This is a genomic window from Noviluteimonas lactosilytica (assembly GCF_020866925.1).
Lineage (GTDB): Bacteria > Pseudomonadota > Gammaproteobacteria > Xanthomonadales > Xanthomonadaceae > Noviluteimonas > Noviluteimonas lactosilytica.
This window is the reverse complement of record NZ_JAJGAK010000001.1, coordinates 507,431-521,370: the sequence shown is the minus strand read 5'-3', so window position 1 is coordinate 521,370 and position 13,940 is coordinate 507,431. Positions and strand designations below refer to the sequence as shown.

General features: G+C 67.6%; 14 protein-coding genes. 8 read left to right on the top strand and 6 right to left on the bottom strand.

What is annotated here, in order from left to right; translation table 11 throughout:
• Nucleotide 1: 1 nt before the first annotated feature.
• Nucleotides 2–1,369, bottom strand: a complete 1,368-nt coding sequence (gene cysS, locus LK996_RS02560) for a cysteine--tRNA ligase (protein ID WP_230525610.1) — start codon at nucleotides 1,367–1,369, stop codon at nucleotides 2–4.
• Between the two features lie 102 nt (nucleotides 1,370–1,471).
• Between cysS and LK996_RS02555 the strand changes: the two genes are divergently transcribed.
• From LK996_RS02555 to argH, 8 genes are all read left to right on the top strand, one after another.
• Nucleotides 1,472–1,924: a hypothetical protein gene (locus LK996_RS02555; RefSeq protein ID WP_425493694.1), complete on the top strand. Its 453-nt coding sequence runs from the start codon at nucleotides 1,472–1,474 to the stop codon at nucleotides 1,922–1,924.
• A gap of 246 nt (nucleotides 1,925–2,170) precedes the next feature.
• Nucleotides 2,171–3,199 (top strand): N-acetylornithine carbamoyltransferase, encoded by a 1,029-nt coding sequence (locus LK996_RS02550; RefSeq protein WP_230525609.1) that lies wholly within the window; start codon nucleotides 2,171–2,173, stop codon nucleotides 3,197–3,199.
• Between the two features lie 25 nt (nucleotides 3,200–3,224).
• On the top strand, nucleotides 3,225–4,442 hold the full coding sequence (locus tag LK996_RS02545; protein ID WP_230525608.1) for an argininosuccinate synthase: 1,218 nt from the start codon (nucleotides 3,225–3,227) through the stop codon (nucleotides 4,440–4,442).
• Nucleotide 4,443: 1 nt separating this feature from the next.
• Nucleotides 4,444–5,529 carry an acetylornithine deacetylase gene (locus LK996_RS02540; protein ID WP_230525607.1) on the top strand — a complete coding sequence of 362 codons (1,086 nt, stop codon included), beginning with the start codon at nucleotides 4,444–4,446 and terminating at the stop codon, nucleotides 5,527–5,529.
• Entirely contained in the window at nucleotides 5,526–6,872 is a 1,347-nt protein-coding gene (locus tag LK996_RS02535) for an acetylglutamate kinase (RefSeq protein ID WP_230525606.1), read from the top strand. Before LK996_RS02540 ends, LK996_RS02535 begins: the two co-directional genes overlap by 4 nt.
• Nucleotides 6,869–7,468: a GNAT family N-acetyltransferase gene (locus tag LK996_RS02530; protein ID WP_230525605.1), complete on the top strand. Its 600-nt coding sequence runs from the start codon at nucleotides 6,869–6,871 to the stop codon at nucleotides 7,466–7,468. Before LK996_RS02535 ends, LK996_RS02530 begins: the two co-directional genes overlap by 4 nt.
• Nucleotides 7,465–8,439: an N-acetyl-gamma-glutamyl-phosphate reductase gene (argC, locus tag LK996_RS02525; protein ID WP_230525604.1), complete on the top strand. Its 975-nt coding sequence runs from the start codon at nucleotides 7,465–7,467 to the stop codon at nucleotides 8,437–8,439. The genes LK996_RS02530 and argC overlap by 4 nt, the downstream gene beginning before the upstream one ends.
• A complete protein-coding gene (argH, locus tag LK996_RS02520) occupies nucleotides 8,436–9,734 on the top strand; it encodes an argininosuccinate lyase (protein ID WP_230525603.1) in 1,299 nt (432 codons plus the stop codon). Before argC ends, argH begins: the two co-directional genes overlap by 4 nt.
• On the opposite strand, the gene LK996_RS02515 is transcribed toward argH, so the two are convergent.
• The 5 genes from LK996_RS02515 to LK996_RS02495 are packed head-to-tail and all read right to left on the bottom strand — an operon-like array spanning nucleotide 9,709 to nucleotide 13,922.
• On the bottom strand, nucleotides 9,709–9,984 hold the full coding sequence (locus LK996_RS02515) for a DUF3325 domain-containing protein (RefSeq protein ID WP_230525602.1): 276 nt from the start codon (nucleotides 9,982–9,984) through the stop codon (nucleotides 9,709–9,711). The two genes, argH and LK996_RS02515, sit on opposite strands and share 26 nt — an antisense overlap.
• Nucleotides 9,981–10,424: a hypothetical protein gene (locus tag LK996_RS02510; protein WP_230525601.1), complete on the bottom strand. Its 444-nt coding sequence runs from the start codon at nucleotides 10,422–10,424 to the stop codon at nucleotides 9,981–9,983. Before LK996_RS02510 ends, LK996_RS02515 begins: the two co-directional genes overlap by 4 nt.
• Nucleotides 10,376–11,500, bottom strand: coding sequence for a PepSY-associated TM helix domain-containing protein (locus tag LK996_RS02505; protein WP_230525600.1), 1,125 nt, complete (start codon nucleotides 11,498–11,500; stop codon nucleotides 10,376–10,378). Before LK996_RS02505 ends, LK996_RS02510 begins: the two co-directional genes overlap by 49 nt.
• Nucleotides 11,497–11,793 (bottom strand): DUF3649 domain-containing protein, encoded by a 297-nt coding sequence (locus tag LK996_RS02500; protein ID WP_230525599.1) that lies wholly within the window; start codon nucleotides 11,791–11,793, stop codon nucleotides 11,497–11,499. Before LK996_RS02500 ends, LK996_RS02505 begins: the two co-directional genes overlap by 4 nt.
• Nucleotides 11,790–13,922, bottom strand: coding sequence for a TonB-dependent siderophore receptor (locus LK996_RS02495; RefSeq protein WP_230525598.1), 2,133 nt, complete (start codon nucleotides 13,920–13,922; stop codon nucleotides 11,790–11,792). Before LK996_RS02495 ends, LK996_RS02500 begins: the two co-directional genes overlap by 4 nt.
• Nucleotides 13,923–13,940 lie beyond the last annotated feature (18 nt).

The window sequence follows — 13,940 nt, the reverse complement described above, 5'->3', positions numbered from 1 at the left end:
TTCATCCACGTTTCCAGCGTACGCCCTGGGGCGTGTCTTCCAGGAGAATGCCGTCGTCGGCCAGTTGCTTGCGGATGGCGTCGGCGCGCGCGAAGTCCCTCGCCGCTTTCGCCGCGATGCGCTCGTCGATCAGCGCCTGGATGCGCGCGTCGTCCTCGTTGGACGCGCCGCGGCCGAACCAGTCGGCCGGCGCCTGTTGCAGCAGGCCGAGCGCGAGGCCCGCGCCGAGCAGCGCGGCCTTCGCTTCGCGTCGCGCGTCGGGGCCTTCGACCTTGCGCGCGTCGGCCGCGATGCGCGCGATCTCCGCGAGCGCCTGCGGCGTGTTGAGGTCGTCGTCGAGGGCGTCCTCGACCGATTGCGGGATCGCGGGTGAAGCGTCGACGTCGGCGAGGTCGCGCAGCGTGCCGTACAGGCGATCGAGCGTGCGGATCGATTGTTCGATCAGCGCGGGCGTCCAGTCGAGCGGCTGCCGGTAGTGCGCCGACAGCAGCGAATAGCGCAGCGCTTCGGCCGGCCATTGCGCGAGCAGGTCGTGGATGCGTTCGACGTTGCCGAGCGACTTGGACATCTTCGCGCCGCCGAACACCAGCATGCCGTTGTGCAGCCAGAAGCGCGCGAAGGGCTTGCCGCCGTGCGCGCATTCGCTCTGCGCGACTTCGTTCTCGTGGTGCGGGAACTGCAGGTCGATGCCGCCGGCGTGGATGTCGATCGTTTCGCCGAGGTGCGCTTCGGCCATCGCCGAGCATTCGATGTGCCAGCCCGGGCGGCCGCGGCCCCACGGCGAGTCCCAGCCGGGGAGGTCGTCGGTCGAGGGCTTCCACAGCACGAAGTCGCCGGGATTGCGCTTGTAAGGCGCGACTTCCACGCGCGCGCCGGCGAGCATGTCCTCCGGATCGCGGCGCGAGAGCTTGCCGTATTCGGCATAGCTGTCGACCGCGAAGAGCACGTGGCCTTCCGCCGCGTACGCATGGCCGCGCTCGATCAGGGTTTCGATCATCGCGACGATCTGCGGGATGTGCTCGGTCGCCTTGGGCTGCAGTTCCTGCGGCGCGACGCCGAGCAGCGCCATCTCTTCGCGATAGGCCTGCGTGTACTTGTCGGTGATCGCCGAGATCGGCACGCCGGCTTCGCGCGCGGCGTTGTTGATCTTGTCGTCGACGTCGGTGATGTTGCGCGCATAGCGCAGGTTGCCGAAGCGTCGGCGCAGCACGCCGGCCAGCACGTCGAACACGACGGGGCCGCGCGCGTTGCCAATATGCACGTAGTTGTAGACCGTCGGCCCGCACAGATACATCGTGGGGCACGTGGGATCGAGCGGCGCGAAGGCCTCGACCCGGCGCGTCAGCGTGTTGTGGAGGCGCAGGCTCATGGGGTGGGGGATGGGGAAACCGGGCCATTCTAACGGCCACGACCCGCGCCCATGACAGCAGGGATTCAGGCCTCGGGGCCCTTCGGCGCTTACACTGAATGCGTGCGCCTCCCTTCGTCTCTCCTGCTGACCGCTGCCCTTGCCCTGGGGGCGGCCTGTGTTCCCGCCGCCGCGCAGGACACCGCCACGACGGTCCTCCAGCCGGAAAACGTGCGCATGGACTTCGCCCAGGTGATGCGCGTGCAGCCGATCTACCAGGTGCTGCGCGCCACGCGCATGGAGCCGCGCTGCCCGGACGACGACGACAACAAGGGCCTGGCGAAGATCGTCGGTGCGGTGAAGGGCGCGATGTCGCGCCAGCCCGAGCCGAAGGCCGACGCCAACTGCGAGATGGTCCCGGTCGTGCGCGAGTTCCGCCGCCCGATCGCCTACGACGTCGATTACGTCTACCGGGGCACCAAGTACCGCTCGCGCCTGCCGTACGACCCCGGCAACCGCCTGCGCGTTCGCGTGTCGGTGGTGCCTTACATCCCGCCGCGCGACGAGGCCAGATGATGGCTTCCGTTGCATCGCACGGGCGCAGGTGCGACCATGCGCGCCCGATGCAGACCTGCCGCGCCGACGCCGACATCCTGACTTCCGCCCGCATGGCGGCGGGGATGACTTCGCGCGCGCGCCGACCGCTGACCCACAATCTGGCTGGGTAGGCGTCGCGCATCGCATCGGATCGCACCAAAACCCAGCCCTCCGCGCTGGGTTTTTTCGTTCATGGCCCAGCGGTTTCCTTCCCCAGGACGCCCCATGAAACAGGTTCCGCTTCGTCACTTCCTCAATACCCAGGACTGGTCGCGCGCTGAGCTCGACGCGGTGCTGTCGCTCGCCGCCGCCTGCAAGCAGCAGCCGCTCGGACTGCGAAAGCTGGAAGGCAAGTCGGTCGCGCTGGTGTTCTTCAATCCGTCGATGCGCACGCGGACGAGCTTCGAGATCGGCACGTTCCAGCTCGGCGGGCACGCCGTGATCCTGCAGCCGGGCAAGGACGCGTGGCCGATCGAATTCGACCTCGGCACGGTGATGGACGGCGAATCGGAGGAGCACATCGCGGAAGTGGCGCGGGTGTTGTCGCGCTATGTCGACTTGATCGGCGTGCGCGCGTTCCCGAAGTTCGTCGACTGGTCGGTCGACCGGCAGGACCGCGTGCTCGCCAGCTTCGCCGCTTATTCCTCGGTGCCCGTGATCAACATGGAAACGATCACCCACCCGTGCCAGGAGCTCGCCCACATCCTCGCGCTGCAGGAACACTTCGGCACGAACGACCTGCGCGGCAAGAAGTACGTGCTCACCTGGACCTACCACCCGAAGCCGCTCAACACCGCCGTGGCCAACTCCGCGCTCACCATCGCCACGCGCATGGGCATGGACGTGACGCTGCTGTGCCCGACGCCCGAGTACGTCCTCGACGAGCGCTACATGCAATGGGCCGCGCAGAACGTCGCCGACAACGGCGGCTCGCTGCACGTCAGCCACGACATCGAAAGCGCGTACCGCGGCGCCGACGTCGTGTACGCGAAGAGCTGGGGCGCGCTGCCGTACTTCGGCAACTGGGCGCCCGAGAAGCCCATCCGCGACCAGTACAAGCACTTCATCGTCGACGAAGCCAAGATGGCGCTGACCAACGACGGCGTGTTCTCGCACTGCCTGCCGCTGCGCCGCAACGTCAAGGCGACCGATGCGGTGATGGATTCGCCGCGCTGCATCGCGATCGACGAAGCCGAAAACCGCCTCCACGTGCAGAAGGCCGTGATGGCCTCGCTGATCGGCCAGCGTCGCTGACTCTCTTCCCACGGAACGACTTCAAATGCCTTCGAAAGACATCGTCCTCGCCTTTTCCGGCGGCCTCGACACTTCCTTCTGCGTTCCCTACCTGCAGGAGCAGGGCTGGAACGTGCACACCGTGTTCGCCGACACCGGCGGCGTCGACGCGGAAGAACGCGCGACGATCGAAGCGCGCGCCGCCGAACTCGGCGTCGCTTCGCACGTCACCATCGACGGCGGCCCCGCGATCTGGGACGGCTTCGTCAAGCCGTTCGTCATGGCGGGCGAGGGCTACCAGGGCCAGTACCCGCTGCTGGTGTCGGATCGTTACCTGATCGTCGACGCGACGCTCGCCCGCGCGCAGGCGCTGCGCACGCGCGCGATCGCGCACGGATGCACCGGCATGGGCAACGACCAGGTCCGCTTCGATCTCGCGGTGAAGGCGAGCGGCGATTACCGCATCGTCGCGCCGATCCGCGAAATCCAGAAGGAGCACACGCAGACGCGCGCTTACGAGCAGGCGTACCTCGAGCAGCGCGGCTTCGGCGTGCGCGCCAAGCAGAAGGCCTACACGATCAACGAGAACCTGCTGGGCGTGACGCTGTCCGGCGGCGAGATCGACAAGTGGGAAGCGCCGGGCGAGGGCGCGCGTGGCTGGTGTGCGCCGCGCGAACAGTGGCCGGCCGATGCGCTGCGCGTCGCGATCCGCTTCGTCGGCGGCGAGGCGGTGGCGATCGACGGCGTCGAAATGCCGGGCGCGAAGCTGCTCGCGAAGCTCAATGCGATGTTCGCGCCGTACGGCGTGGGTCGCGGCATGTACACGGGCGACACCACGATCGGCCTCAAGGGCCGCATCGTGTACGAAGCGCCGGGCCTCACCGCGCTGCTCGTCGCGCATCGTGCGCTGGAGGAAGCCGTGCTCACCAAGCAGCAGAACCGCTTCAAGCCCGATGTCGCGCGCAAGTGGGTGGAGCTGGTGTACGAAGGCTTCTACCACGATCCGCTGAAGACCGACCTCGAAGCGTTCCTCGCTTCCAGCCAGCGCATGGTCAACGGCGAAGTCGTGCTCGAAACGCGCGGCGCGCGCGTGGATGCAGTCGCGGTGCAATCGCCGCACCTGCTCAACGCGAAGGGCGCGACGTACGCGCAGACGGCGGACTGGGGCGTGGAGGAAGCCGAAGGCTTCATCCGCCTGTTCGGCATGAGCAGCACGTTGTGGGCGCAGGTGAACGGCGATCGTGTCGAAGGCGGCCTCGACTGACATGCTCGACACCACGCTCCGCCACCTCGAAGCCCTGGTCGCGTGCGATACGCGCAATCCGCCGCGCGAGATCACGACCGGCGGGATCTTCGACTACCTGCGCGCGCAACTGCCGGGCTTCCGCTGCACGGTGACCGACCACGGCGAAGGCGCCGTGTCGATGCTCGCCGTGCGCGGGACGCCGAAGCGCGTGTTCAACGTGCACCTGGACACCGTGCCGAACTCGCCCGCGTGGTCGCGCAATCCGCTGCGCCTGCGCGTCACGCGCGATCGCGCGATCGGCCTCGGCGCGTGCGACATCAAGGGCGCGGCCGCGGGCCTGGTGACCGCGGCGAACCTCACGCGCGGCGATGCGGCGTTCCTCTTCAGCAGCGACGAGGAAGCGAACGACCCGCGTTGCATCGAAGCGTTCCTTGCCAGCGACCATGGATTCGCCGAAGCGATCGTCGCCGAGCCGACGCAATGCGAAGCGGTGCTCGCGCATCGCGGCATCAGTTCGGTGCTGCTGCGCTTCCAGGGACAGGCGGGGCACGCGTCCGGCGAAAGCGCGCTGCAGGCGAGCGCGTTGCACCACGCGATGCGTTGGGGCAGCCGCGCGCTCGATCATGTCGAAGCGAAATCGCACGAGCGATTCGGCGGACTGACCGGCCTGCGCTTCAACATCGGCCGCGTCGAAGGCGGCATCAAGGCCAACGTGATCGCGCCCGCCGCGGAAGTGCGGTTCGGGTTCCGTCCGTTGCCGTCGATGGCGTTCGAACAACTGCACGACGCGTTCGGTCGACTCGCCGATCCCGGTGCGCTCGCGCGTTACGAAGAAACCTTCCGCGGTCCGTCGTTGCCGTCGGGCGATGTCGCGACCGCCGAGGCGCGTCGCCTCGAAGCACGCGACCTCGCCGACGAACTCGGCCTGCCGATCGGCAACGCCGTCGACTTCTGGACCGAAGCCTCGCTGTTCTCGCGCGCGGGCATGACCGCGATCGTCTATGGCCCGGGCGACATCGCGCAGGCGCACACCGCCGACGAATGGGTCGCCCTCGACCAGCTCACCCGTTACACCGATTCCATCGTGCGGATCCTGTCGCAATGAATCTCCAAGTCCACGATCCGCAAACCCGCCAGACCATCGTCCGACTGCTTTCGAGCATGGCCGGTGCGAAGGAGATCTCGCAGTACCTCAAGCGTTTCTCGCAGCTGGACGCGGCGCGCTTCGCCCTCGTGAAGGTCGGCGGCGCGGTGCTGCGCGACGACCTCGATGCGCTGACGTCGTCGCTCGCGTTCCTGCAGGACGTCGGCCTCACGCCGATCGTGCTGCATGGCGCGGGCCCGCAGCTCGACGCCGAACTCGCCAACGCGGGCATCGAAAAGCAGACCGTCAACGGCCTGCGCATCACCTCGCCCGAAGCGCTCGCCATCGTGCGCCGCGTCTTCCACGCGCAGAACCTCAAGCTGGTCGAAGCGCTGCAGGCGCAGGACGCGCGCGCGACCTCGATCGTGTCGGGCGTGTTCGAAGCCGATTACCTCGATCGCGACACCTACGGCCTCGTCGGCGAAGTGAAGCGGGTCGACCTCGCACCGATCCAGGCGAGCCTCCAGGCCGGTTCGATTCCCGTGATCGCGAGCCTCGGCGAAACCGCGGGTGGACAGATCCTCAACATCAACGCCGACTTCGCCGCCAACGAGCTCGTGCAGGTGCTGCAGCCCTACAAGATCGTCTTCCTCACCGGCACGGGCGGCCTGCTCGACGATGCGGGCGACGTGATCGATTCGATCAACCTGTCGACGGAATACGAACACCTGATCGAGCAGCCGTGGATCCACGGTGGCATGAAGGTGAAGATCGAACAGATCAAGGCGCTGCTCGACACGCTGCCGCTGTCGTCGTCGGTGTCGATCACGCGCCCCTCGGAACTCGCGAAGGAACTGTTCACGCATACCGGCTCCGGCACGCTCGTGCGTCGCGGCGAGCGCGTGCTGACGGCGTCGTCGTGGGACGAACTCGATCTCGTGCGCCTGCGCAAGCTCATCGATTCTGCGTTCGGCCGCAAGCTGCTGCCGGACTATTTCGAGCGCACGCAACTGCATCGCGCCTACGTCAGCGAGAACTACCGCGTCGCGGTCATCCTCACGCAGGAAGACGCGGGCGTGTACCTCGACAAGTTCGCCGTGCTCGACGAAGCGCAGGGCGAAGGCCTCGGTCGTGCCGTCTGGCAGGTGATGCGCGACGAGAACCCGCGCCTGTTCTGGCGTTCGCGCCGCGGCAATCCGGTGAACGCGTTCTACTGGGCCGAATCCGACGGTTGCCTCAAGCAGCCGAAGTGGGACGTGTACTGGTACGGCATCGACACGCACGAAGCCGGTGGACTGGACGAAGTCGCGCGCTGCGTCGACCATTGCGCCGCGCGCCCCGCAACGCTCGAGGATGCCGCATGACCACCGTCGACTGGACCACGCCGCCGACCCTGCGCGGCCGCCACGTGTCCCTGGAACCGCTCGCGCCGTCGCATGCGGACGGTCTGCGCGAAGCGGTCGAGGACGGCCGCCTTCATGAGATCTGGTACACCAACGTGCCGGCCCCCGCGGACGTCGCTGCCTACATCGACGGCGCGCTGTCGAAGCAGGCGAAAGGCGAGCAGCTGGCGTTCGCCGTGCGCGACGCCGACGGTCGCGTGGTGGGTACCACGCGTTACTACGAACTCACGCCCGACGTGCCGCGCCTGCAGATCGGTTACACGTGGTACGCGGCGAGCGTGCAACGCACCGGCCTGAACACCGAAGCGAAACTGTTGCTGCTCGGACATGCGTTCGACGTGCTGCGTTGCGCGTCGGTGGGACTGCAGACGAGCTGGTTCAACCACGTCTCGCGCACCGCGATCGCGCGACTCGGCGCGAAGGAAGAGGGCATCACGCGCAACCACGTGCGCCATCGCGACGGCACGCTGCGCGACACGGTGAACTTCTCGATCATCGACGCGGAGTGGCCGGGCGTGAAGGCCAACCTCGCCGGTCGCCTGGAGCGTCACGCATGAGCGCGAAGAAGACCATCGGCATCGTCGGCGCGCGCGGGCATGTCGGCACGGAGCTGATCAAGCTGGTGTGCGGGCATCCGTCGTTCGATCTCGCCTACGTGTCGTCGCGCGAGCGTGCGGGGCGGCGCGTGTCGGATTTCGAGCCGGCCTACGTCGGCGAGTTGCGCTACAGCGCACCGACGCACGAAGACCTGCCGACGCTCGGCGCGGACGCGGTCGTGCTCGCGCTGCCGAACGGCAAGGCGGCCGCGTGCGTGGCCGCATTCGATTTCGCCGACGACGCCGATCCGGTGATCCTCGATTTGTCCGCCGATTTCCGCTTCGACGCTGCGTGGTACTACGGCTTGCCGGAACTCACGCGGCAACACCAGGCAGGACAGCGTCGCATCAGCAATCCCGGTTGCTACGCCACCGCGATGCAGCTGGCGATCGCGCCGATGCTCGAGTTCCTCGACGGGCCGGTGCAATGCTTCGGTGTCTCGGGGTATTCGGGCGCGGGCACCACGCCCTCCGACAAGAACGATCCGGAGAAGCTGCGCGACAACTTCATGCCGTACGCACTGACCGGCCACGTGCATGAGCGCGAAGTGAGTGCGCACCTGCGCCATCCGGTGGAGTTCATGCCGCATGTCGCGCCGCATTTCCGCGGACTCACGATCACCGCGAACCTGCACCTTCGCACCGCGTTCGACCGCGAGGCGGTCGCCGCCCGTTATCGCGACGCGTATGCGGGCGAGCCGCTGGTGCGCGTCGGCGACGATGCCCCGTGGGTGAGCCGCATCGCGGGCGCGCACCATGTCGAACTCGGCGGCTTCACGTTGTCCGAGGACGGGCACCGCCTCGTCGTCGTCGCGACCGAAGACAACTTGCTGAAGGGCGCCGCGACGCAGGCCCTGCAGAACCTCAACCTGGCGTTCGGCTTCGACGAGTTCGCCGGCATTCCCCTTGCACCGCGCGCGGAGGCCGCATGAGCGACCTGTTGTGGCAGAAGCCGGGCGTCGCGGTCGACGCGCAGATCCAGGCGTTCCTCGCCGGCGACGACGTGCTGCTCGATCGCGAGTTCTTCCTGCACGACATCGAGGCGAGTCGCGCGCATGCACAGGGCTTGCAGCGGATCGGAATGCTGACGGGCGAAGAGCTGGTGGGACTCGAACGCGAACTCACGACGCTCGCCGAGGATTTCCGCAGTGGGGCATTCGTGCTCGACGAACGCTTCGAAGACGGGCACTCCGCCATCGAAGCGCGGCTGACCGAACGTCTCGGCGACGCCGGCCGACGGATCCACGCAGGGCGCAGCCGCAACGACCAGGTGCTCGTCGCCACGCGCCTGTGGCTGAAGGAAAAGCTCGCGCGCGTGCAGGCGCTGTGCCGCGAAGTCGCGGGTATCGCGCTGGATCGCGCGCAGGCCGAAAGCGCGTTGCCGATGCCCGGATACACGCACCTGCAGCGCGCCGTCGTGTCGTCGGCGGGCATGTGGTGGGCGGGGTGGGCCGAGGCGTTCATCGACAACGCGCAGCGCGCGGGCGAAACGCGCGCATGGGTCGATGCCAATCCGCTCGGCACTGCCGCCGGCTACGGCGTGAATCTGCCGCTCGATCGCGCGCACACCACGCAGGCGCTCGGCTTCGCGCGGCTGCAGGTGTCGCCGTTGTACGCGCAACTGTCGCGCGGCAAGTTCGAACTCGCCGCGCTCGAAGCGCTGAACAGCGCGATGCTCGACCTGCGTCGCCTGGCCTGGGACCTGAGCCTGTTCACCAGCGCGGAGTTCGGTTTCGTGAAGCTGCCCGCGCAGTACACGACGGGCAGTTCGATCATGCCGAACAAGCGCAACCCCGATGTCGTCGAACTGATGCGCGGCACGTACGCGAGCGTCGCTGCCGCGCGCACCGAAATCGAACACCTGCTGTCGCTGCCGGGCGGTTACCACCGCGACCTGCAGATCACGAAGGGCGCACTGTTCCATGGCTTCGGCAAGGGCCTCGCCGCGCTGGCGCTCTTGCCCGACCTGTTGCGCAACCTCGACTGGGATGCCGGGCGCATGCGTGCGGCGATCGATCCGTCGATGTACGCGACCGACCTCGCCGTCGACCTCGCGCGCGAAGGCGTGCCGTTCCGCGATGCCTACAGGCAGGCGGCGGATCCCGCGCGATGGGCCGAAGGCGATCCGCAGGCGAGCCTGTCCGCGCGCGTGTCGCCGGGTGCAGCGGGAGACCTTCGACTCGACGCGTTGCGCAAGCGCCTCAGCGACGCATCGTCATCCGCGTGAGCCACAACGACCACGCGAGGGCGGTGAGCATCGCCAGCACGAACGCTTGAATCACGCCGAATTCGACGCCGCGGGAGGCGATGCAACCCGCGGACATCGCGGCGAGCGCGAACCAACCCGAGGTGCGCAGCGTCCGGTGTACGGCGGAGGAGGGGTCGCGCCCGCGTAGCGCACGAAAGTGCTTCGGCAGCGCGAGGCTCAACGCGGCCCAACCGACGAGGCCAAGCAAGATGCACAGGGCCAGGCTCATGCGATCGCCTCCTCGCCCTGCGTGACGCGATGGCGTCGCGATACGCGCATCGCCATCCATCCGAACGCGATCGCGAGCGCCAACGCGGTGAGGTCGACCGCGGCCAATCCATGCTGGCCCGACTGCAACGTGCGCCAGGGCGCGCTGTCCGGCGTGGCGACGGCGTTGACGACCGGGATGGAGGCAAGCGCGATCGCGGTTGCAGCGAACAGGTCGCGCCACCCGCGATCGCGACGGTCCGCCCATGCGCCCCACAATGCCGCGGCGCCCCATGCGCCGCAGAACACGAAGATTTCCGCGGCGGCGCGATCAGCGAGATGCCAGGGCAACAGACGATTGGCGAGCAGCATCGCCGCCGCGGCGAACGGGAACCCCCCGACCACGCCGACGTTCAGCGCGCGTACCAATCCGTAACCCGACACGATGCCTGCTTCGCGCACATGCTTGATGCGTTTGCGGACCCACACCTGCAGCCGCTCGCGATCATCACACACCCCGCCAGGCCGAGCAGGAAGTACAACCAGCGCACCGACGATCCGCCGAACTGCGCCATGTGCAGGCCGCCGAGCCACGTGTACGCGTGGTAGGCGGTCTTCGGTGGTGGCGTGACATGCAGCAATCGTCCGTCCGCGGCGTCGTAGGTCGCCTGGTGGAAGTTCCAGGCGACGCGTCGATCATGGTCGCCGCCGAGCGCGATGGTCGCGCTCGCATCGTGCGGATGGTGGATGCTCGCCCAGGTGACCGGTGCCCCCAGGCGCGCTTGCGCGTCGGCGAGCAGCGCTTCCACGGACGTCATCGGGCCGAGCGGCCTGCCGACTTCCTCGCGTTCGTAGAAATCGCCCGCGTCGATGTAAAGCTTGTTGATGTCGCCGCCGTAGCCCGCGTTCACCCCTGCGAACATGTAACTCGTCGCGAAGATGATCACGCCGGTGTACGAGATCAACAGGTGGAAGGGCAGGCCGAGCACGCCGGTGAGGTTGTGCGCATCGAGCCACGCGCGCTGGTTTCCCGCCGCGGGGCGGAAGGTGAAGAAGTCCTTGAAGATGCGCTTGTGGATGAAGATGCCGGCGACGATGGCCACGAACGCGAACATGCCCGCCAGGCCGACGATGTACATGCCCAGGTTGCCGGCGTGCAGGTTGTAGTGGAGTTCGAAGAAGAAGTCGCCGCCCGCGGTCGACGGCAAAGGTTCTCCGGTTTCCGGATCGAGCGCGACGCGTGTTTCCGTGCCGTCGTCCGCGAAGGTATAGGCCTGCAGCGCCGGGTCGCGATCGCCGGCGAGCAGGTACCACGAATGCGCCTCCGGTGCCTGCACCTGCAGGCGTTCGACCGCCTTGTCGAACGCGGGAATCTTCGGCGTCGCGCGTCCGTGCAACGATGGCTGCATCCAGTAATCGAGTTCCTTGTCGAAGCACGCGATCGTGCCGCCGGCGAAGATCACGAACAGCAGCCAGCCGACGAGCAGGCCGGACCAGGTGTGCAGCCACGACAGCGACTGGGTGATGTTGTGCTTCATGCGCGTGCCGCCAGTTCGGGGAAGACGGCGGCCGTGCCGTACAGCAACGCGCCGCCGACGAGGAGGATCGCCCACACGCGCCAGGCCTTGGCCGCCGCGAACGCGTAGATGGCCGCCGCGCACCACACGACGAACGCCAGCAGCGTCGCGGTGACGACGCGATCGTTGCGTCCGAAGGGAAGCGCGAGCGTGAGGAATGCAGTGGCGGCATGCGCGAACGCATAGCCGCCGACGATCGCCGCCAGCGAACGGCTGGCGAGCGACAGGCGACGCTGGACGGCGAGCGTGCTCACTGGAAGCGATACGCGATGGTCAGCGCGACATTGCGCGGCGCGGCGTAATACCCCTGTTCCCAGTACAGGCTCGGGAGGTACTTCTCGTCGGTCGCGTTGTCGAGGTTGAGCGTGGCGCTCCAGCGATCGGCGAACTCGTAACGCGCCATCAGGCCGAGCACCGCGTAGGCATCCTGTTCGATGCGCGTCGGCGTGGCGTTGCCGAGCAGGTCGAACGCGACGGCCTCGCGATGGATCGCGCTCTGCCAGCGCAACGACGCGCCGAGCATGAGGCCTTCGACTTGCGCGAGATCGTACGTGGTGGAGAGTCGGAACGTGTCGCGCGGCACGTAGGTGCGGGTGTCCTGTCCCGCGTCGTCTTCCACCCGCAGGTGCGTGATGCCACCGGCCACGCGCCAGCGATCGGTCAGGCGGCCGGCCATGTCGAGTTCGATGCCGCGCGATTCCGCGTCGATGCCCTGGTAGTAGCTCGTCCCGGTATCGAGGTCGAAGCCGGCGGATTCGGCGAGGTTGTCCTGGCGCGTGCGGAATACCGCCACCGTCGCGTTGACCGCGCCGTCGCGCCATTCGCCCTTCATGCCGATTTCCGCGTTGCTTCCGGTGAGCGGGCCGACGAGCCGGTGGTCGACGTCGAGCTCGGATTGCGGATTGAAGATCTCGCCGTAGCTGCCGTACAGCGAATAGTTCGGCGCCAAATCGATCACCAGGCCCGCGAAGGGCGTCGTCTTCGTGTCGTCGGACGTATTGGATTCGCCATAGCTGTCGCCCGTGGTCTCCGCGTGCGTGCGCGATGCGCCAGTGATCAGCTTGACGCTGTCGGAGAGATTCCAGCGCACGGTGGCGTACAGGCTTTCGCGCGCGTAATCGAAGTCGGAGCCGGCGGAGATCGCGTTCCAGGCCGGCTTCGGGTAGTGCGCGTAGCCCTGCTCGAGCGGCGGCAGCGGCGTGCCGAGATCGTCGCTGTACTGCGAGTGCTCGACGTTGTTGCCGCGCGCCCAGTTGAAGCCGGCAACCACGTCGTGTTTACGGCCGAACAGCGTCAGCGGACCGCTGGCGTACACGTCGGCGAAGTGCGCGCGGAATACCGAATCGTAGGCGGAGGGATAGGAGAACAGGCCCAGGCCCGTCTCGCGATCCGGCGTGCCGTAGACATAGAACAACTCGGTGAGTTCTTCCGTTTCCTCGTAGTTGAACGAAGCCTTGGCTTGCCACTCGTTGCCGAAGTCGTGCTGCAGTTCGACGAACGCATCCATGTCGTCGGTGTCCCAATGCGACCAGTCGGTGGCGGTGCTGGTCGAGACGTCGTAGTCGGTCGGCGTGCCGTCGCCGTAGAACAAGGGCAACGCGCCCCACAGGACGCCTTCGGGGCGATTGCGCTGGTAGGACGCGCCGACGGCGAGCATCGTCGCATCGCCAAGATCCGCTTCGAGGATGCCGTAATAGACCTGCTTGTCGTTGGAATAGAGGTCGAGGTAGCTGTCGCCCTGTTCGACCGCGACGACCGCGCGCCCTCGCACGGCGCCTTCGTTCGCGATCGCGCCGGCGACATCGGCATCGACACGCACCATGTTCCAGCTGCCGACGGTGAGTGCGGCATTGGCCTGCAGTTCGTTCGTCGGCCGCTTGCGGATGAAGTTGATCGTGGCCGATGGGTTGCCGGTGGAGGACATCAGGCCGTTTGCACCGCGCAGCACTTCGATGCGCTCGAAGATCGCGGTGTCGATGTCGCCGTTCTGCAGACCGTAGGGCATCGGGAGGCCGAGGCCGTCGCGCTGGAAGTTGGTGATGTCGAATCCGCGCGCGGTGTAGTAGGCGCGGTCGGTTTCCACCGACTCGACCTGGATGCCGGTTGCGAGCTCGAGCGCCTGGTTCGCATTCGTCAGGCCGAAGGCTTCGAGCGTCGCGCGGTCGATGACGCTTACCGATTGCGGCGTTTCGCGCAGGGACAGATCCAGGCGAGTCGCGCCGCTCGAGCGAGACGCCTCTGCTTCGCCGACGACGGTGACCTTGTCGAGCTCGCGCGCGGTCGGCGGCGGCGCCGGATCGTCGTCGGCGCGCGCAGGCGCGGCCAAGGTGGCGAGCGAGGCGAGGATCGCGAAAGCGAGCGGGTGCAGCGGTCCAACGGACATGGTGGGGCCTTGTAAAGG